Here is an 18,037-nt window from a genome sequence, read left to right on the forward strand (position 1 = left end):
TCCGGGCCCCTGCCGACCGCACGGTCTGTGAGAGATGTGTGAGACGGCTTCAGCGTCCTACGCGTCGTCGGGCCCCTCGCTCTCGACGGCCATGACGATGCGCCGGACCTGCTGGCGCGTGTATCCCGTGGCCTCGCAGATGTCCTTCTGTGAGACGTCGTCCGTGTCGGCCTGCTGGATCGCTACCGCGAGTTCCTGCCGCAGGACTTCTGTCCGCTGCTCGGCATCCCTGAAGCGCTGCGCGAACTGCGCGAGTGATCGCTTATCCATGGCACACAGTGTCCCATCCGTTTTCATGGAACATGCTGTTACCTAGACTTACGTCAATGTCCATGGCTGTGGCGCTTGTCGATGGAACATAATGTTCCCCAAAGTAGAGGTGTCGGCAAGGGAAATCAGCCCGACAACGCAAGCGGCCCCCGCCGGTGTTGGAGCACCGGACGAGGGCCTCCGGAACCGCCTGCAGCAACAGGGAGAACCGATGCTCAACCTTCTCATGAGCCCCCGTACCACCCGCACCGTCCGCAGCATGCTCGGCACCGTTGCCGACGCCGTCCGCTCGATCGTCACCTCGGCCGCCCTCACCGAGGCGCAGCAGCTGGAGACCATCGAGACGGAGACCGCCCCCGACCCGGCCGACGTCTACGCCGCCGACGAGCTGCCGGAGGTCGAGGCCATCGAGACCGCCGCCGCCGAGTACGCGGCCGCCGCCGACCAGTACCGCGCCGCGGACCGCGCAAAGCGCAAGACCCGCAAACTTCTCGACCGTCTCCCGGCCGGCCTGTACGGCGGATGGCTCGTCTCCCGCACCCCGTCCAGCCGGCAGACCGCCGACCTCGACGCGATCCGCGCCACGTACCAGCGGCTCGGCCTCGGCGACGTCCCGATGAAGCAGTCCGCGCCGGCCCTGAAGGTCGAGCGCGTCGACGTCCCGGCCCTCACCGCCTGACCCGCTCTCCGCCTCACGGCCCTGCACAAGCAGACGGCCCCGGCAGGTGTAGCGAGCACCCGCCGGGGCCTAGGGCCGAACCTCGCCACAACCTAGGGAGAGAACGACCTTGGGTACCAGCGTAGCCGCCCCCAGGCGGCGCCTCATCGCCGCCGGAGTCATCCGCCGCCAGGACGGACGCACCTTCACCGTCCGCGTCACCCAGGCCGGCGTCACCGGAGTCATCACCAAGCAGGTGACCCGATGATCCACAGCTCTGTCCACAGTGTGGAAAACCCCGTCGAGCGGCTCCGCGAGCCGAACTACGTCACCCCCGACGCCTTCCCGCTCGACCTGGAGATCGGGATCACCCGGCACGTCCTGGAAGAGATCGCGGCCTGCAACATTCACAGCCACGACGACATGCTGCACGCCGCCGTCACCCTCGACTGCCGCGTCCGTGCCCTGCTCGCCGCCCTCGACGCCGAACGAGGTGAGCGCCCGTGAGCACCGAGCCGCGCACCGTCAACTTGCCCACCGCCGATTACGGCGCCGTCACCCTCCCGTGCCCGGAATGGTGTGCCGGTCACGCAGACCACCGGTCGGACACCCGCCGCGCTGACCTCGCGCACAGCGGCCCCGACGTCGTCCTCGCCTTCCGCGGCCAACAGGTCTCCTACGCCTGCCTCGACCAAGCCCCCTACGCGGACACCGGCCCCCGCCATCCTCAGATCTCCCTCAGCCTGATCGGCATCGCCCTCGACGCCGGCGGCGTGTACGAGTTCGCGGCCGCCCTCGACCGGTACGCGGACCAGTTACGTGACCTCGCCGACCAGCTCGACACGATCACCGCCGAAGGCAGCGAGTGAGCGGCCGCTCCCGCATCGCCCGGCCGACCGAGCAGGCAGCCATCCGCGCGGCCGGCGGGGCACGATCTGCGCCCTGTCGCCCACGAACCCGGGAGCACTACGGTGCCCCGGCAGCCAACCCACCGAAGGAGAACACGCCATGACCAGGCGCCTGTGGAAAGTCGGCACGAACTCCGGCAACGACGGATGCCCCACCCTCTACACCGAGCCCGGCACCGACACCTACGTCGTCCAGGGCGATCCCGTCACCGCGCCAGCCGACCTCGCGCAGCTCGACCTCGCGGCCGGCGAAGCCGCGGTGACCGTGCCGCGCGAGCTGCTCGCCAACTTCGGCCCGAAGGAGCCCGTGCACGTGCCCCAGCACATCAGCTTCGAGGACTTCGGCGCCATGTTCGCCAAGCTCAAGCACTCCGCCTGGCGGCTGGAGACCCGCCGCCGCTACGCCTCCGACGAGACCACCAGCACCTACGCGCAGTTCCTCGCCGAGGGCCATGTCGAATGGGACCTCGACGACCCGTGGTGCGCCGGCCGCCGCGCGCAGTCCTCGCTCGGGAAGCGGTTCGAGCGGGTACGGATCCTCGACGAGCCGCCCACCGTCGGGCAGCGGTACCTCCTCGACAACGCCCGCCGGAACACCGCGGTGGGCGAAGACATCCGGGTCCTCGCCCGCTCTCGCGCCGAGGAACTCGGCCTACCGTGTGAGGACTTCTGGCTCTTTGACGCCCGGGTCGTTGCCCTGCTCCACCACGACGACGCGGACAACCTGACCGGCGTCGAGCTGATCACCGACCCCGTTCAGGTACTCCGCTACGCGCAGGCCCGCGAAGCCGCCTGGCACCACGCCGTGCGCTACGAGCGGGCCGCGGGTAACTTGCCCACGTGACCACGGACTTCCAGCAGGCTCGCGAGGCGCTCGGCCGCCGGCTCCGCGAACTACGGGGCGAGCGGACACAGCGGGACCTCGCGGGCTTGCTGGACTGGCCGCAGGCCAAGGTCTCAAAGCTGGAGACTGGACGGCAGACTGCCACCGACGACGACGTCACCGCGTGGGCTGCCGCCGTGGGCGCCCCGGAGACGGCCGCGGAGCTCGCGGCCCGGCTTCAGGGCCTGGAGACGCAGACGCGGTCCTGGAGGCGCCAACTGCGGGCCGGGCACCGGCCAGTCCAGGATGTCCTCACTATCGAGTACGAGCGGTCCACAGAGCTGCGGGCCTGGCAGGGCGCCATGGTCGTCGGCATGCTCCAGACCCCCGACTACGCGCGCGCCGTGTTCACCCGGTACGCCGAACTCCACCAGTCGCCCCGGGACGTCGAGGACGCGGTGCGGGCCCGGGTGCGCCGACAGGGACTCATCTACCAGCCGGGCCGGACCTTCCACATCCTGCTGTGGGAGGCGGCCCTGCACGCGGGCGTCGCCCCACCGAACGTGCTCGCCGCGCAGATGGACCGCCTCACCAGCGTGATCGGCCTCGACACGGTACGGCTCGGGATCATCCCCTTCGGCGCGCAGGTCGGGGTGCCGCCGGGCAATGGGTTTTGGCTGTATGACGACCGCACGGCGATCGTCGAGGAGTGGCACGCCGAGCTGTGGCTGAACGATGCGGACAGCGTGGCCCTGTACCGGCGGTTGTGGGACACCCTCGACCAGGCCGCGGTGTACGGAACGCACGCGCTGCGCCTGGTCGCCCGGGCGCGCAGCCAGTTCGCGGACCGCCCGTAGCATCACGGCGAATCACCGCGGGGCCTGGTCGAATATTCGCGAATCGGATCGGCCGCTGATTCTCGTGGTTCCCTAGGATCCTGGTCATGGACCTACACCCGGCCCCGTACGTACGGCAGGCAGGACAGGACTGGCTCCTCTCCTGTGCCGACAGCCCCGCAGAGATACGCACCCTGTGGGACGCCGAGGAACTGGGGGCGTTCCCCATCGGCGGTCACTGGATGGTCGCCGAGACAGCCCTCACGCACGCCATGGACGCGCTCAAGCGAATCAGTGCGGACCGCCGGGGGCCGGTCCTCTCGGACGTCCCCCGGGGCATCGCCTGGTGGCTCCTGCCGCCGACCCTCGGCGACGAGCTCGACGACGTCCACACGATCACCGTCCGCCCCCGCGGCTGGGTCCTCCGGTGCCCGCCCGTCCTGTACCCGGTGCGCGGCCGCGTGTGGATCGAACGGCCGGACGGCACCGGCCGGCTCACTGACCCTGTACTGCTCGGCGCTGCGCTTGGTCCTGGCGGCGGGCCCCGACTCCCTGCGGAGGCATTCGGATGACCGTCACTTCGGCTGAGACCACAGACGGTTCCATGCTCGAGCGGCGCGGTCAGAGGCTGATCGACTCGGCGAAGAACGACCGGGAGCGGGCTGCCGCGGAGGCCCTTGTCGAGGAACAGACGATCCTCTCCCGCCAGAACGTGCTGACCGCGCTCGGCCTCTGGGACACGCCCAGCTCATCGGAAGTCCGCTGGGAGGGTCTGGGAGGACGCGTCTACAGCCTTGGCCTGGACGACGAGCAGCGCGCGTTCCTCGGGCTGACGCTGTCCATGGTGGGCATCGGCAGCGTCGGGCTCACCGCGGTGAGGGAGCTCGACGATCGCCGTCTGGCGGTCATGCTGCGCGCGATCGCGCGCCTCGCTGGGAACGACACCCTCGCGGTGGGTACTCGGCTCTGACCTCTCGTGGTCGGCCCTGTGGCTGGCGGCGGGGAGGGGCCGGCCTGCTCCGTGCGCCGATGGAGCAGGCCGATGACGGCTGTCCGCCCGTCCTCAGCACCCCAGTAGTACGAGGGCGGGCGGGCTCGGCCTAGTCCATGACGGGCAGTCGGCCATCACAACACCACCGCCACCGCGGCACGATCCGTCTCCTTCGGATGGAATCCGACGAAAGATCGGAGCGGCGTCGATGCTGTCGGTACCGTGCCCCGCATTCGCGCAGAGTCCGTCTGATCGGGGTGTTCCATGGGCGTGCGGTTGTCGGGCGGGATCGGCCCGTTACGGGTATCGGTGCCGCTACTCGGAGGCGGTGGCGGGCTGGGTGAGATCGTCGTGCTGATGTTCAAGCTGCTCGGCTGGCTGCTGTGGTGGGAACTCGTTCTGTGCTGGTACCTGCTGCTCGGCTGCTACTGGCTCTTGCGGGGCATCTACTGGGACGGGCCGCGGGCGGCTTGGAGGTGGTGGCAGCGCCGGGATTGAGGATCACCCGATCGGGGTCACAACCCGGACACACGCCCCACACCAGTCGCTCATACAGCGCATGATGCGACCTCATCACACGCACGTCCTGGGGGGACCATGCGCTACATCACCATCACTGGCACGCTCGCTGCCTGCCTGCCTACTGCTTACATCGTGCGGAGGAAGCGGCGACGACGCCAAGGCCTCCGCCTCATCCAAGGCAACCGCTACCCACACGTCCGCGAAACCGGCTCCTCTCACCAGTCAGGAGGCGGCGGCCGAGAAGGCCAAGAAGGACTACGAGAAAGCCCAGAAGAACTTCGAGAAGGCACTGAAGGACGCGGACAACGCGCTCGGTGAAACCATCGGCGTGCAGGAAGGCACCTACGAAGCCACGAACGACCAGCCGGACTACGAGGACGTGACGGAGGCGCTGGACGACGAGTACATCGCTCCGGGCACCTACACCACGAAGGGGCCGGCCGACCCGGCGTCTAGCTGTTACTGGGCGCGGATGGGCGACGCGTCCGGTGGGTCCATCCTCGCCAACGACCTCACCACCGGACGAGCGATCGTCTCGCTGAAGGAGGGTGAGTTCTTCAAGACGTCCGGCTGCAAGCCCTGGACGCGCTCCGGAGACTGAACAAGGCAGGCCGGTGACGGCTGTCCGCCCGCCCCCGCATGGACGTCGCCAACACGCGGACCATGCTGCGGAACGCGAAGGTCATCGAGAAGGACACCAAGAGCGAGGCAGGGGAGCGGACACTCCCGCTTCCTGAACCGGTACGTCTTGCCCTGATGAACTTCCGAGTCCTCCAGGAGGCGGAGCGCGCCACGATGGGCGAGGACTACGTCGACTCGGGCTATGTGTTCGTGGACGAGATCGGCCAGCCGCTCACGACCAGGCACCTGCGCGAGGCCGCGTACCGACTCATGACGGACCTCGACCTACGGCGCGTCCGCCTCTACGACGCTCGGCACTCCTGGCTGACGTTCCTCGCGGTGAACGGCGTCCCGGACGTCGTCCTCGCCGCGTGGGCCGGCCACACGAACGCCTCCTTCACCAAGCGGAAGTACGTCCACCCGACGGCCGCAGACATGGGCGCGGCCGTGACTCACCTGAACGAACTTCTCGGGATCTCCGAGGGCCCGTCAGAGCCTGCGATGTGAGAGAAAGTGAGATACCCGTGATCGCCCACTCCAAGAAACAGCCTCTGAACTGCGTGAACATGAGAGTCGGTAGAGCACGTCTGCGACTCTAACCGGGCCCTCAGGTCCCTGCTCCCGTTCGGCGCAGGACGCGCAGTGAGCCGGTCACCGAGATCTCCGTGAACACGCCCGACTCCAGGGCCCTGAGGTAGACGCGGTAGGGGGCCTGGCCGGTGAACTCGTCGGCGGGGTCCGGGAACACGTCGTGGATCAGCAGCAGCCCGCCCTCGGCCACATGGGGAGCCCAGCCCTCGTAGTCGCCGGACGCGTGCTCGTCCGTGTGACCGCCGTCGACGAAGACGAGGCCCAGTGGTGTCTCCCAGAACGCGGCGATCTGCGGTGAGCGGCCGACGAGCGCGACCACCTGCTCCTCCAGGCCCGCCCGGTGGAGGGTGCGGCGGAAGGTGGGCAGGGTGTCCATGCGGCCGATCTCGGGGTCGACGGTGGACGGGTCGTGGTACTCCCACCCGGGCTGCTGCTCCTCGCTGCCCCGGTGGTGGTCGACGGTGATCGCCGGCACCCCGGCCGCGCGCGCCGCGTCGGCGAGCAGGATCGTGGAGCGCCCGCAGTAGGTGCCGACCTCGAGCAGGGGCAGTCCGAGCCGGCCCGCCTCGACGGCGGCGTCGTACAGCGCGAGGCCCTCGTCGAGCGGCATGAACCCCTTGGCGGCCTCGAAGGCGGCGAGGATCTCCGGCTTGGGCACCGCGGGCATGGGGTCCTCCAGGTGATACCGGCCCCGCGTGCGCGGGCCCGTGAGCGCCCCATGCTGCACCACACCCCCGCCGCGGGGGGCGACGGGGGTGGGCTCCGGGGGGTGGGGCTCCGCGCGGACAGGGCCCCACGGGCGCGACAGCCGCCGGTATCGGCGGTACCCCGCGGTGGGGCCGGTTCGCGCGGATCTACGCGGGGACCGTCTCGCCCGGCAGGGCGAGGTCGAGGTCGACCGGGCGGTCGTCGCCGGAGTGCGTCGCCGAGGAGGCGAGCGGGCCGTGGCCCGCGGCCCTGGCGGCGAGGACGTACGCGCCCTCGGCGGGCACGGCCAGCGTGTAGCTGCCGTCCTCCCCGGAGAGGGTGGCGCCCGCCTGCCGGCCGCGCCGGTCGATCAGGGTGACCTTGGCACGGGCGACGGGGTCCCCGTCCGTGTCCAGGACCCGGCCGCGGAAGCCCCCGAGCACCTCGTGGGCCCGCTCCAGCGCGGCGTCCTCGGCGCTGCTGGCGATCAGCTGCGGCTTGGTCGCCTGCCGCTGGCGGGGCAGGAAGAGGGCCATGACCAGACCCACGGCCACCGCGCCCGTCGCGATCATGAAGGAGACCCGGAAGCCGTGCAGGGTCGGGACCGCGACACCGCCGACGTCGTTCGCGGTGTTCGCGAGCACCATGCCGATGACGGCGCTGGACACCGACGTGCCGATCGAGCGCATCAGGGTGTTGAGACCGTTGGCCGCACCCGTCTCGGAGGCCGGGACGGAGCCGACGATCAGCGCGGGCAGCGAGGAGTAGGCGAGGCCGATGCCCGCGCCCAGGATCACCGCGATCACGATGGTCTGCCAGGCGGCGCTCATCAGGCCGAGACCCGCGCCGTAGCCGATCCCGATGATCAGCATGCCGAGGATCAGCGTGACCTTGGGGCCGTACTTGGCGGAGATCCGGGCGTAGACCGGCGCGGTGAACATCATCGTCAGGCCGAGCGGCGCCACGCACAGGCCCGCGACCACCATCGACTGGCCGAGACCGTAACCGGTGGCCTTCGGCAGCTGGAGGAGCTGCGGCAGGACGAGGGAGACGACGTAGAAGGAGACACCGACCATGATCGAGGCGAGGTTGGTGAAGAGCACCGAGCGGCGGACGGTGGTGCGCAGGTCGACCAGCGGCGCCTTCACGCGCAGCTCCATCACCCCCCACAGCACGAGCACGGCGGCCGACGCCGCGAACAGGCCGAGCGTGGTGCCCGAGCTCCAGCCCCAGTCACTGCCCTTGGTGATCGGCAGCAGGAAGAGGACGAGCCCCGCGGCCAGGCCTATGGCCCCCAGCACGTCGAAGGTCCCCTCGGCCCGCATCGGGGACTCCGGCACGGCGACGAGGGTCAGCACGATCGAGACGACGCCGAGCCCGGCGGCGAGGAAGAACAGGGCGTGCCAGTCGGCGTGCTGCGCCACCAGGGCCGCGACCGGCAGCGCGAGACCGCCGCCGACGCCGATCGAGGAGCTCATCAGGGCCATCGCCGAGCCGAGCTTCTCGCGGGGCAGCATGTCGCGCATCAGGCCGATGCCGAGCGGGATCGCGCCCATGGCGAAGCCCTGCAGCGCGCGGCCGGCGATCATCACGAGCAGATCGCTGGTGAACCCGGCGATCAGTGAGCCGACGACCATCACGGACAGGCTCGTGAGCAGCATGCGCCGCTTGCCGAAGAGATCACCGAGCCGGCCCATGATCGGGGTGGCGACGGCTCCCGCGAGCAGCGTCGAGGTCATGACCCAGGTGGCGTTGCTGGGCGCGGTGCCCAGCAGCTCCGGCAGGTCCTTGATGACCGGGACGAGCAGGGTCTGCATCACCGCGACAACGATGCCCGCGAAGGCCAGCACCGGCACGACCGCAGCACTGGTCCTCCGGGCGGGCCGTTGGGTCGTCGTGTGCGTCATTGCGTGAGGCCTCCAGGCCGGGAGAGAAGAGAGCAGGGGAGGACGATCCGTGCGGGAATCCGTGCGGGAGCCGATCCGGATACGTGCAAGGGGAACCCGGTGTGCCGGGGCAACTATTCCGATGCTTCGGCGTACTAACGAAAACTTGACCTTCTCGTGAGGATCTGAACGGCCGTCAGACCTGGCGCCTCGGTAGAACGTGTTCTAGTCTGGCGCGCACCGCGAGGCTGGGGGTGCCGTGAAGGCGTACGTCGTCGGGGTCGGAATGACCCGTTTCGAGAAGCCGGAGACCCGGGAGTGGCAGTACTGGGACATGGCGAAGGAGGCGGGCACCCATGCCCTGCGGGACGCGGGGATCGCGTACTCCGATGTCCGGCAGGTGCCCGTCGGCCACTGCTTCCAGGCGTCCACCGCGGGACAGCGGGCCGCCTACGAGCTCGGCCTGACCGGCGTGCCCGTCTACAACGTCAACAACAACTGCGCCACCGGGGCGAGCGCCCTGATGCTGGCGCGGCAGTTCGTCGAGGGCGGGATCTCGGACTGCGTGCTGGCGCTGGGGTTCGAGAAGATGAAGCGCGGGGCACTGGGCGGTGGCGCCGACGGCGGGGACTTCGCGACCTCGCCGGTGGCCCGGCACTACGGGATCATGGCCGCCCGGCACGGCTTCGAGATGTCCCCGCCCACCGCGCAGATCTTCGGTGACGCGGCACGCGAGCACATGGAGAGGTACGGGACCACCGAGGCGCAGCTCGCCGCCGTCGGCGCCAAGAACCACCGGCACTCGGCGCACAACCCGTACGCCCAGTTCCAGGACGTGTACGGGGTCGACGAGGTCCTCGCCTCCCGGGCCGTGCACCGGCCGCTGACGAAGCTCCAGTGCTCGCCCACCTCCGACGGCGCCGCGGCGGCCGTCGTCGTCTCCGAGCGGTTCGCCGAGGAGCGCGGGCTGGGCGGCAGGGCGGTGGAGATCGTCGCGCAGGCGATGACCACGGACACCGAGGAGTCCTTCGCCTCCGGGTCGTGCATCGACGTCGTGGGGCAGCCCATGTCCCGGGAGGCCGCGCGCCAGGTCTACGAGCGTGCGGGGCTCGGCATCCACGACATCGACGTCGTGGAACTGCACGACTGCTTCTCGATCAACGAACTGCTGACGTACGAGGCGCTCGGCATGTGCGGCGAGGGGGAGTCCGGCAAGCTCGTCGAGTCGGGGGCCACCACCTACGGCGGGCGGTGGGTGGTGAACCCGTCCGGGGGGCTGATCTCGAAGGGGCACCCGCTGGGGGCGACCGGGATCGCCCAGGTGGCCGAGCTGGTCTGGCAGTTGCGGGGCGAGGCGGGCGAGCGCCAGGTGGCGGACGCGCGCGTCGGCCTCGCCCACAACATCGGGCTCGGCGGGGCGGCCGTGGTCACGCTGCTGCGGGCGGCACGCGACTGAGCCGAGGCGGAGGCCGGCGTCCGTGGTGACCAAGCCCGGGGCGAGGACGGCCCGGACCCCGGAGACCCCGTCGAGGGCCGCGCCCCGGCTCCTCGTACGGTGTGGACCTGCGAGGTCCGGCGGCGCGGGGCCCGCCCCGCCGGGACCGCCGCGGAGGATCTCCGGCCACCGAGGCAACGAAAACCGGTGCTCGTGGACTCCTATGCACATCTAGGAGGTGCCCATGGGGGATCGGAAACAGGCCCGGGACGAGGAGTTCCAGGGTTTTGTCGTCGGCCGGTGGCCGCGGCTGTTGCGTACGGCGTTCCTCCTCACGGGGGAGCAGCACGCGGCCGAGGACCTGGTCCAGTCGACGCTGGAACAGGTGTACGTGGCCTGGCGCAGGGTCGGCACGGCCGACGACCCGGACGCGTACGTCCGGCGCGTGATGATCAACGCGCATGCCCGCAGGCACCGCCGGCGCCTCAAGGAGTTCCTGGCGCCGAAGGACGACTCGGGCCTCACCCACGAGGTTCCCGAGGGCGGCGACCGGATGGCCCAGGCCGACGACCGCGGCACCCTGCTGAAGGCCCTCGCCCAGTTGCCGCCACGCCAGCGCGAGGCGGTCGTGCTGCGGTACTGGGAGGACCTGGGCGAGGCACGGGTGGCGGAGGCGATGGGCTGCTCGGTGGGCGCGGTGAAGAGCAACGCGGCGAAGGGGATCGCGAAGCTCCGCGCCGTACCGGGACTGGCCGACATGGTGACGTACGGAGGGCGGAAATGATGAACGCGGACCGGGAGACCGACCACGGCAGGACGCACGGGGACATCGCCGTGCTGCTGGCCACGGTCGCGGACGAGGTGAGGATCGGCCCGGCCCCCTGCCAGGCGCTGGTGCGCGGCGGCCGGCGTCGCAGGGCCCGCCGCTGGGCGATGGCCGCGACCGCCGCCCTGGTGGTCGCCGGCTCGACGGGGACGCTGGCGCTGGCCGGGGCGACGGACGACGACGCGAAGCGCGTAGCGCCGGCTGCGACACGACCGCCGGTGAGCGACGAACGGCATCTGTACGAGCCGCGGAGCAGCGCCCTCGCCAGGGGAACCGACCACGGCAAGAAGTGGAAGGTGATCATCTACGTGTGGGGGGCGCCCCGCGACCGGACGGAGGCGCAGCGACAGCTGGACGCCATGACCGACTCCGGGTTCGGGAAGCCGGGGGTCGAGCCGCCCACCGCCTCCGGACTCGTCGGCAAGAGCGCGTACGTCGTGCGCCTGACCCTGGACGGCAGGACGACGACCAGGATGCGGGGGTCGTTCGAGAAGGGCGACGACACGTTCCGGCAGTCCGCCGCGATGCCGCTGGAGACGAGGAGGACGGCCACGAGCGGTTCCGACCAGCGGCTGGTGATCGGTCAGGCGCCCCCGACCGCCCAGGAGGTCACCTGCACCTGGGACGACGCCACGACGACCACGGCGTACCGGCCCGCCCCGGGGACGGGCATCGCCGGGGACTTCGAGGACCTGATCCGCCCGGCGGACGGTTCCCCGTCCGACTGGTTCGTCTGCCTGGGACCGGAGGGCAGGACCTTCGGGACCGTGGCGGTGACGAAGTAGGAGCCGCGCGGCAGGAGGCGCGGGCGGCCGCCGGTCAGAGCCATCCCTGCTGACGGGCCTCCCGCATCGCCTCCATACGGTTGCGGGTGCCGGTCTTGCCGATCGCGGAGGACAGGTAGTTGCGGACCGTCGACTCGGACAGGTGGAGCCTGCCCGCGATGTCGGCGACGGTGGCGCCGTCCACCGAGGCCTTCAGCACGTCGCATTCGCGGGCGGTGAGCGGACTGGGCCCGGCGCTCAGCGCGGCGGCGGCCAGCGCCGGGTCGATGACCCTCTCGCCGGTCAGCACCCGCCGGATCGCCTCGGCCAGTTCCTCCACGGGCCCGTCCTTGACCAGGAACCCCGCGGCGCCCGCCTCCATGGCACGGCGCAGATACCCGGGCCGTCCGAAGGTGGTGAGGATCAGCACCCGGCAGTCCGGGGCCTGTCGGCGCAGCTCGGCGGCGGCGTCCAGACCGCTCATGCCGGGCAGTTCGATGTCCAGCAGGGCCACGTCCGGGCGGTGCAGCAGCGCCGCGTCCACGATCGCGTCGCCGGACGCCACCTGCGCGACGACCTCCAGATCCTCCTCCATGCCGAGCAGCAGGGCGAGCGCCCCGCGCATCATTCCCTGGTCCTCGGCGAGCAGGACCCTCACACACTTCACCGGCCGGTGGTCCCGGGGCATCTCGTCCACGGGCCCAGCGTAGGCCCGTGGCGGCGTCATGTCCGGGACGGACGAGGTGAGATGGGTGGTCACCGTGGTCCGGGGGCCTTCGACAGCGGCGGCTCGGCCGCGTCCGCGGGGAGCGCGCCCTGGCCGGGGAGGCCACCCGCCGTGGGGAGTTCGCCCTCCGCGGGCAGCTCGTCCTGCGGGGGGAGTTCACCCTCGACGGGGAGTTCGGCGGTGACCGTGAAGCCGCCGCGCGGGGACGGGCCGGCCCGCAGGGATCCGCCGGCCGCCGCCAGACGTTCGGTCAGGCCCTTCAGACCGGTTCCGCCGATGCCCGGCACGGACGGCGGGGAGAGCACGCCGTCCCCGTCGTCCGCGACCTCCAGACGGACCCGGTCCCGCGTACCGGTGACGGTGATCTCGCAGCGGGTCGCGCCGCTGTGCCGGACGACGTTGGTGACCGCCTCGCGCACCACCCAGCCCAGCAGGGCCTCCGACCGCGGCACGAGAGGCGGCCCCGACTGCCGTACGACCGGGTCGACGCCCACCGCGGACAGCGCGGACCGCGCCCGGTCCAGCTCGGTGGCGAGGCTGCCCTCGCGGTAGCCGGTGACCGCCTCGCGGATCTCCGTGAGGGCCTGCCTGCCGACCGACTCGATGTCCGTGACCTGCACCAGGGCCGCCTCCAGATCGCGGGGCGCCAGCCGGCGGGCCGCCTCCGACTTCACCACGATCACGGAGAGGGTGTGGCCGAGCAGGTCGTGCAGGTCACGCGAGAAGCGCAGGCGCTCCTTCTCGACGGCGCGCCGGGCCAGCTCCTCACGGGCCGCCCGCAGCTCCCGTACCGCCTCGGCGAGGGACAGGATCGCCGCCGTGACCATCGTGGACAGGAAGGTGCCGTACGCGATGTTGATCGCGTCCCAGCCCTCCTGGTAACCGGCGACGGCGCCCGCCAGCGCGGCCAGACCGATGCCCGCCCGGCCGAGCCAGGGACCGCGCAGGGTCGCCCCCGTCGCGAGACCCAGCAGCGGGAAGAACAGCAGCCAGTTGCCGCCGTAGCCGATGGCGAGGCCGCAGGTCAGGATCGCCATCGCGGCGAGCGCCAGGCGGGTGGAGCGGGCCTCGCGCGTCACCTTCACGAAGGCGCGGAACGCGACGTAGATGTACAGGGAGTTGAAGGTGAGCAGGCCGATGGCGCCTATCCAGGGGTTCGCGGTCGTGCCCTGGAACAGGTTGGAGAAGGCGCCCATGCCCAGCAGCAGCCACGGCAGCAGGGCGAAGCCGGTCGGCGGCGGCCCCGGATTCTCCGGTGGCGGCTCCCCGTTCCCGCGCGCGGTGCGCCGCGCCGCCTTGAACCGCGCCATGTCCGCCTTCCACCGCCGCCGCGACTCCCGCCACGCCGTCAGCCGGCCGACGATCCCGCGTGCCCACGAGCTGTCCGTCCACGCCATGTCCGCGCTCCCCGTTCCCCGCTCCTGCCGGTATCTGTCCCGGTTCCCGCCGCCGTACGGACGGACGGCCCGCCGCCGGGGCGGGCTGCCGCGGTACGGACGGCCCGCCCCCTCCGTCTCTCAGGCGAACCGCCCCGCCCTGCGGTACGAGACCACAGCGTACGAACCGAACGCCAGCAGCCAGGCCACGAGCACCGCGACCGCGCCGAGCGCCGGAGCGCGGCCGTCGGTGACGGACATGCCGAGCTCCGCGAAGCGGTTGGCCGGCGTGTACACGGACACCGACCGCAGCCAGCCGGGGAACAGGGTGATGGGGAACCACAGACCGCCCACCACCGAGAGCCCCAGGTTGCACGCCATGTTCACGACGCCGGTGGTCTGCGCGGTCAGCCGGTAGCCGTTGCCGAGGCCGAGCAGCGTGAAGGGGACGGAGCCGAGCCAGAGCAGCACCGCGACCGCCGCCCACTGCCAGGCCGCCAGACGTACGTCGTTGACCACTCCGCCCGCCGTCAGCACCGCGGCGATCGCCGGCAGCACGGTCACCGAGCCGGTCAGCGCCCGCCCCAGCACCACCTCGCGCGGTGTCATCGGCGTCACCCGGAGCTGTCGCAGCCAGCCGGTCACCCGGTCCTCGGCGACCCCGCCGCCGGTGTTCAGGGCCGAACCCACCGCCCCGTACGCGGCCATCCCGATCATCGAACCGGTCTTCCAGCCGCCGTCGTCGCCTCCGCCGCCGAGGTTGGTGAACAGCAGATACATCATCACGGGCATCGCCACGCCACCGATCACGAAGCCGGTGTCGCGCAGCGTGCGGCGTACCTCCAGCCGCAGGTAGTCCAACATCACACCGCCTCCAGAGCAGATGAGGTGAGGGCCAGGAACGCGTCGTCCAGTGACGCCGCGGTGACCTCCAGGCCACGGATCGAGCCCCGTTGGGCCAGTGCGACCACCGTCGCGTCCGAGTCGTCCGTCCGCAGCCGCGCACGGTCCCCGCGCACCTCCACCGACACCACGCCGGGCAGCAGGGTCAGCCCCCGCGTGCTCGCCCCGGCCAGGTCGAAGGAGACCAGGTTGCCGCCCACCGACCGCTTGAGCTGCTCACCGGTGCCGTCCGCGACGATCCGCCCCCGGTCGATGACGAGGATCCGGTCCGCGTGCGCGTCGGCCTCGTCCAGGTAGTGCGTGGAGAACAGGACGGTGTGCCCGCGCCGCGCGTACGCCCGCATCGACGCCCAGAACGCCTGCCGCGCCTCCACGTCCAGCGCGGCGGTCGGCTCGTCGAGCACGATCAGCGCGGGGTTCCCGGCGAGCGCCACCGCGAACCGCACCCGCTGCGACTGGCCGCCGGAGAGCCGGTCGGCGCGCCGCCCCGCCAGCTCCGTGATCCCCGCCAGCCGCAGCGCCTCGTCCACCGGCAGCGGCGCCGGATAGCGGCCCGCCACGAAGGAGACCAGCTCGCGGACGGTGACGCGGGACACCGGCCGCGCCTCCTGGAGCATGGCGCCGACCCGCCCGGCGCGCACCGCCCGCTCCGGGGGCCCGCCGAAGAGCGCGACCGATCCCTCGTCGGGCTCGTCCAGTCCGAGCAGGAGGGAGATCGTGGTCGACTTGCCCGCCCCGTTGCGCCCGAGCAGCGCCACGGTCTCGCCGCGGGCGATCTCCAGATCCACCCCGTCCACGGCGCGCACCGCGCCGAACGCCTTGACGGCCCCCGTGAAGGACACCGCCGCTTCCGTCTCCGCCGCTTCCGCCCCCGTTGTCTCCGTCGATCCCGTGGTCCCCGTGATGGCCGTCGTCCCCGTGGTCCATGTCATGAGGACGACGCTACGAGCCGGACGCCGGGCCCGGCAGAGGCACTTGTGGGCAGTCGGCCGGGACAAATGTCACGGCCCCGCCGTGAGTCCGGATCTGACATGACGTCAGCAGCCTTCACAACTCCGGGGCGCTGGGCTATACAGGGGGTCGCCGTACTGGAACGCGTTCTAGAACGGGCGGGTTCCGAGGCCCTGTGTCGACCTCGGTGCGGCCGACGGTGCGGACGGCCGCATCGAGGTCTTTCGCGCTAGTGATCAGGAGCCCCATGCCCATCGACGCCGCAAAGGCCCTCGCCGCCGAACCCCGCATCGGTGAGATCACCTGGGACCGGAAGGACGTCCAGCTCTACCACCTCGGCCTCGGAGCGGGCGCGAACCCGGACAAGCGCAGCCCCGCCACGGACGCCGACGAACTGCGGTACACCCTCGAATCCCGACTGCACGTCCTGCCGAGCTTCGCCACCGTCGCGGGCAACGGCTCCCCCGGTGTGATCAGCGGTCTGTCCATGCCCGGGGTCGACGTCGACCTCACCCGCGTCCTGCACGGCGGACAGCGCGTCGTACTGCACCGCCCGATACCGGCCGAGGGCAGGGCGACGGCCACCGGACGGATCGCCGCCGTGTACGACAAGGGCAAGGCCGCGATCCTGGTCATGCGCACCGAGGTCGCGGACGCCGGGGGACCGCTGTGGACGAACGACGCCCAGATCTTCGTACGCGGAGAGGGCGGCTGGGGCGGCGACCGCGGCCCCTCCACCCGCCTCGACGCACCGGACGGGCCGCCGGACCGGACCGTCGAGCGCCCGGTCCGTGAGGACCAGGCGCTGCTCTACCGGCTCTCCGGCGACTGGAACCCGCTGCACGCCGACCCCGACTTCGCCAAGCTGGCCGGCTTCGACCGGCCGATCCTGCACGGCCTGTGCACGTACGGCGTGACGCTCAAGGCGGTCGTCGACACGCTGCTCGGCGGGGACGTGACCCGCGTCCGCTCGTACACCACCCGCTTCGCCGGTGTCGTGTTCCCCGGCGAGACCCTGCGCGTCAGCATGTGGCGCGGACCGGCCCCGGACGGCGGGATCCGGGTGGCGGTGACCGCGGCCGACCGGGACGACGCGCCGGTGCTGGCCGACACCGTCGTCGAGCACGCGTGAGCCCAGCCCACCGTTGAGAGGAGCCGCGCCATGCGCGCAGCCGTACAGCACGAGACAGGCCAGGACAAACTCGACGTCCTCGACGACGTCGAGGCGGTGGGTTTCGGCCCCGGAAGGGTCAGGATCCGGGTGCGGGCCACCGGACTGTGCCACTCGGACCTGTCCGCGATGAGCGGCGTACTGCCGCAGCCCGCGCCGTTCGTGCCCGGCCACGAGGGCGCCGGGGAGGTCACCGAGGTGGGCGAGGGCGTCACCCACCTCAAGCCCGGCGACCGGGTCGTCGTCTGCTGGCTGCCGGCCTGCGGCGCCTGTCCCGCCTGCAAGCGCGGCCAGACCGAGCTGTGCCTGGCCGGGTTCATGAACGCGGGCACCCCCAACTTCAGGCGCTCCGGCCAGGACGTCTTCGGCTTCGCGGGGACCGGCACCTTCGCGGAGGAGGTCGTGGTGGACGCGGGCTGCGCCGTGCCCATCCCCGACGACGTGCCTTTCGACATCGCGGCCCTCATCGGCTGCGGCGTCACGACCGGGCTCGGTGCTGCCCTCAACACCGCCGACGTGGAGGCCGGTTCGTCGGTCGCGGTGATCGGCTGCGGCGGCGTCGGCATCTCCGCCATCCAGGGCGCGCGGCTCAAGGGCGCCGCCGAGATCGTCGCCGTCGACCCGGTCGCCTCCCGTCGCGAGGCCGCGCTGAGGTTCGGCGCGACGAGGGCGGTCGCGCCGGACGCACTCGCCGACGCCAAGCAGTCGGTGACCGCGGGCGAGGGCTTCGACTACGTCTTCGAGGTCGTCGGCAGGTCGGCCACCGCCCGCACCGCCTACGAGAACACCCGGCGCGGCGGCACCCTCGTCGTCGTCGGCGCGGGCGCCATGGACGACTTCCTCCAGCTCAACATGTTCGAGCTGTTCTTCGACGAGAAGCGCATCCTGCCCTCCATGTACGGCGGCGGTGACGTCCTGCGCTCCTACGAACGGACCATCGCCCTGTGGCGTGCGGGCCGCATCGACCTGGAGGGCCTGATCACCCACCGGGTGCCGCTGTCCGGGATCAACGAGGCACTGGACCAGATGCGGACGGGCACCGCCCTGCGCACCTGCATCGAGATCTGACCCCCGACCCCGACCACCGCTGA

General features: G+C 71.6%; 23 protein-coding genes. 16 read left to right on the forward strand and 7 right to left on the reverse strand.

Features of this window, described 5'->3' with window-relative positions; genetic code table 11:
- Positions 1-57 precede the first annotated feature (57 nt).
- The gene (locus ABZV34_RS16550; protein ID WP_356276206.1) at positions 58-270 is read right to left on the reverse strand and encodes a helix-turn-helix domain-containing protein; all 213 of its coding nucleotides are present in this window, start codon (positions 268-270) and stop codon (positions 58-60) included.
- Positions 271-481: 211 nt separating this feature from the next.
- On the opposite strand from ABZV34_RS16550, the gene ABZV34_RS16555 reads away from it, so the two are divergent.
- The 11 genes from ABZV34_RS16555 to ABZV34_RS16605 all read left to right on the forward strand — a co-directional run bounded on the left by ABZV34_RS16555 (position 482) and on the right by ABZV34_RS16605 (position 6,136).
- A complete protein-coding gene (locus tag ABZV34_RS16555; protein ID WP_356276209.1) occupies positions 482-949 on the forward strand; it encodes a hypothetical protein in 468 nt (155 codons plus the stop codon).
- A gap of 109 nt (positions 950-1,058) precedes the next feature.
- Positions 1,059-1,196, forward strand: a complete 138-nt coding sequence (locus tag ABZV34_RS16560) for a hypothetical protein (protein ID WP_356276212.1) — start codon at positions 1,059-1,061, stop codon at positions 1,194-1,196.
- Positions 1,193-1,435, forward strand: a complete 243-nt coding sequence (locus ABZV34_RS16565) for a hypothetical protein (protein ID WP_356276214.1) — start codon at positions 1,193-1,195, stop codon at positions 1,433-1,435. The genes ABZV34_RS16560 and ABZV34_RS16565 overlap by 4 nt, the downstream gene beginning before the upstream one ends.
- Entirely contained in the window at positions 1,432-1,797 is a 366-nt protein-coding gene (locus ABZV34_RS16570; protein ID WP_356276217.1) for a hypothetical protein, read from the forward strand. The genes ABZV34_RS16565 and ABZV34_RS16570 overlap by 4 nt, the downstream gene beginning before the upstream one ends.
- A gap of 139 nt (positions 1,798-1,936) precedes the next feature.
- Positions 1,937-2,680, forward strand: coding sequence for a DUF6879 family protein (locus ABZV34_RS16575; protein ID WP_356276220.1), 744 nt, complete (start codon positions 1,937-1,939; stop codon positions 2,678-2,680).
- Positions 2,677-3,516 carry a helix-turn-helix transcriptional regulator gene (locus ABZV34_RS16580; RefSeq protein ID WP_356276223.1) on the forward strand — a complete coding sequence of 280 codons (840 nt, stop codon included), beginning with the start codon at positions 2,677-2,679 and terminating at the stop codon, positions 3,514-3,516. The genes ABZV34_RS16575 and ABZV34_RS16580 overlap by 4 nt, the downstream gene beginning before the upstream one ends.
- Positions 3,517-3,602: 86 nt before the next feature.
- A complete protein-coding gene (locus ABZV34_RS16585) occupies positions 3,603-4,067 on the forward strand; it encodes a hypothetical protein (protein WP_356276226.1) in 465 nt (154 codons plus the stop codon).
- Positions 4,064-4,465, forward strand: coding sequence for a hypothetical protein (locus tag ABZV34_RS16590; RefSeq protein WP_356276229.1), 402 nt, complete (start codon positions 4,064-4,066; stop codon positions 4,463-4,465). Before ABZV34_RS16585 ends, ABZV34_RS16590 begins: the two co-directional genes overlap by 4 nt.
- Positions 4,466-4,795: 330 nt before the next feature.
- Complete coding sequence (locus ABZV34_RS16595; RefSeq protein WP_356276232.1) at positions 4,796-4,984, forward strand: hypothetical protein; 189 nt, start codon at positions 4,796-4,798, stop codon at positions 4,982-4,984.
- A 61-nt stretch (positions 4,985-5,045) separates the two neighbouring features.
- Positions 5,046-5,609: a hypothetical protein gene (locus ABZV34_RS16600; RefSeq protein ID WP_356276235.1), complete on the forward strand. Its 564-nt coding sequence runs from the start codon at positions 5,046-5,048 to the stop codon at positions 5,607-5,609.
- A gap of 38 nt (positions 5,610-5,647) precedes the next feature.
- Entirely contained in the window at positions 5,648-6,136 is a 489-nt protein-coding gene (locus ABZV34_RS16605) for a tyrosine-type recombinase/integrase (protein ID WP_356276238.1), read from the forward strand.
- A gap of 100 nt (positions 6,137-6,236) precedes the next feature.
- Here the strand turns inward: ABZV34_RS16605 and ABZV34_RS16610 are convergent, their stop codons facing one another.
- On the reverse strand, positions 6,237-6,887 hold the full coding sequence (locus ABZV34_RS16610) for a class I SAM-dependent methyltransferase (RefSeq protein WP_356276241.1): 651 nt from the start codon (positions 6,885-6,887) through the stop codon (positions 6,237-6,239).
- Between the two features lie 187 nt (positions 6,888-7,074).
- A complete protein-coding gene (locus ABZV34_RS16615) occupies positions 7,075-8,814 on the reverse strand; it encodes an MFS transporter (RefSeq protein ID WP_356276244.1) in 1,740 nt (579 codons plus the stop codon).
- Between the two features lie 238 nt (positions 8,815-9,052).
- Between ABZV34_RS16615 and ABZV34_RS16620 the strand changes: the two genes are divergently transcribed.
- The 3 genes from ABZV34_RS16620 to ABZV34_RS16630 all read left to right on the forward strand — a co-directional run bounded on the left by ABZV34_RS16620 (position 9,053) and on the right by ABZV34_RS16630 (position 11,839).
- Positions 9,053-10,249, forward strand: a complete 1,197-nt coding sequence (locus ABZV34_RS16620; RefSeq protein ID WP_356276247.1) for a lipid-transfer protein — start codon at positions 9,053-9,055, stop codon at positions 10,247-10,249.
- A 223-nt stretch (positions 10,250-10,472) separates the two neighbouring features.
- Positions 10,473-11,012: a SigE family RNA polymerase sigma factor gene (locus ABZV34_RS16625; RefSeq protein WP_356276250.1), complete on the forward strand. Its 540-nt coding sequence runs from the start codon at positions 10,473-10,475 to the stop codon at positions 11,010-11,012.
- Entirely contained in the window at positions 11,009-11,839 is an 831-nt protein-coding gene (locus ABZV34_RS16630; protein WP_356276253.1) for a hypothetical protein, read from the forward strand. Before ABZV34_RS16625 ends, ABZV34_RS16630 begins: the two co-directional genes overlap by 4 nt.
- Positions 11,840-11,873: 34 nt before the next feature.
- Here ABZV34_RS16630 and ABZV34_RS16635 read toward each other — a convergent pair whose 3' ends face one another.
- The 4 genes from ABZV34_RS16635 to ABZV34_RS16650 all read right to left on the reverse strand — a co-directional run bounded on the left by ABZV34_RS16635 (position 11,874) and on the right by ABZV34_RS16650 (position 15,666).
- The gene (locus ABZV34_RS16635; RefSeq protein ID WP_168533566.1) at positions 11,874-12,506 is read right to left on the reverse strand and encodes a response regulator transcription factor; all 633 of its coding nucleotides are present in this window, start codon (positions 12,504-12,506) and stop codon (positions 11,874-11,876) included.
- Positions 12,507-12,574: 68 nt separating this feature from the next.
- Positions 12,575-13,942, reverse strand: coding sequence for a sensor histidine kinase (locus tag ABZV34_RS16640; RefSeq protein ID WP_356276256.1), 1,368 nt, complete (start codon positions 13,940-13,942; stop codon positions 12,575-12,577).
- Positions 13,943-14,062: 120 nt separating this feature from the next.
- On the reverse strand, positions 14,063-14,785 hold the full coding sequence (locus ABZV34_RS16645; RefSeq protein ID WP_356276259.1) for an ABC transporter permease: 723 nt from the start codon (positions 14,783-14,785) through the stop codon (positions 14,063-14,065).
- Positions 14,785-15,666, reverse strand: a complete 882-nt coding sequence (locus ABZV34_RS16650) for an ABC transporter ATP-binding protein (protein ID WP_356276594.1) — start codon at positions 15,664-15,666, stop codon at positions 14,785-14,787. Before ABZV34_RS16650 ends, ABZV34_RS16645 begins: the two co-directional genes overlap by 1 nt.
- A gap of 356 nt (positions 15,667-16,022) precedes the next feature.
- Here ABZV34_RS16650 and ABZV34_RS16655 point away from each other — a divergent pair, with 356 nt between their 5' ends.
- The gene (locus tag ABZV34_RS16655; RefSeq protein ID WP_356276262.1) at positions 16,023-16,907 is read left to right on the forward strand and encodes a MaoC/PaaZ C-terminal domain-containing protein; all 885 of its coding nucleotides are present in this window, start codon (positions 16,023-16,025) and stop codon (positions 16,905-16,907) included.
- Positions 16,908-16,937: 30 nt separating this feature from the next.
- Positions 16,938-18,014, forward strand: coding sequence for a Zn-dependent alcohol dehydrogenase (locus tag ABZV34_RS16660; RefSeq protein WP_356276265.1), 1,077 nt, complete (start codon positions 16,938-16,940; stop codon positions 18,012-18,014).
- The last annotated feature ends 23 nt before the right edge of the window (positions 18,015-18,037 follow it).

This window comes from Streptomyces sp. NPDC005195 (assembly GCF_040608315.1).
Classification (GTDB): domain Bacteria; phylum Actinomycetota; class Actinomycetes; order Streptomycetales; family Streptomycetaceae; genus Streptomyces; species Streptomyces kaempferi.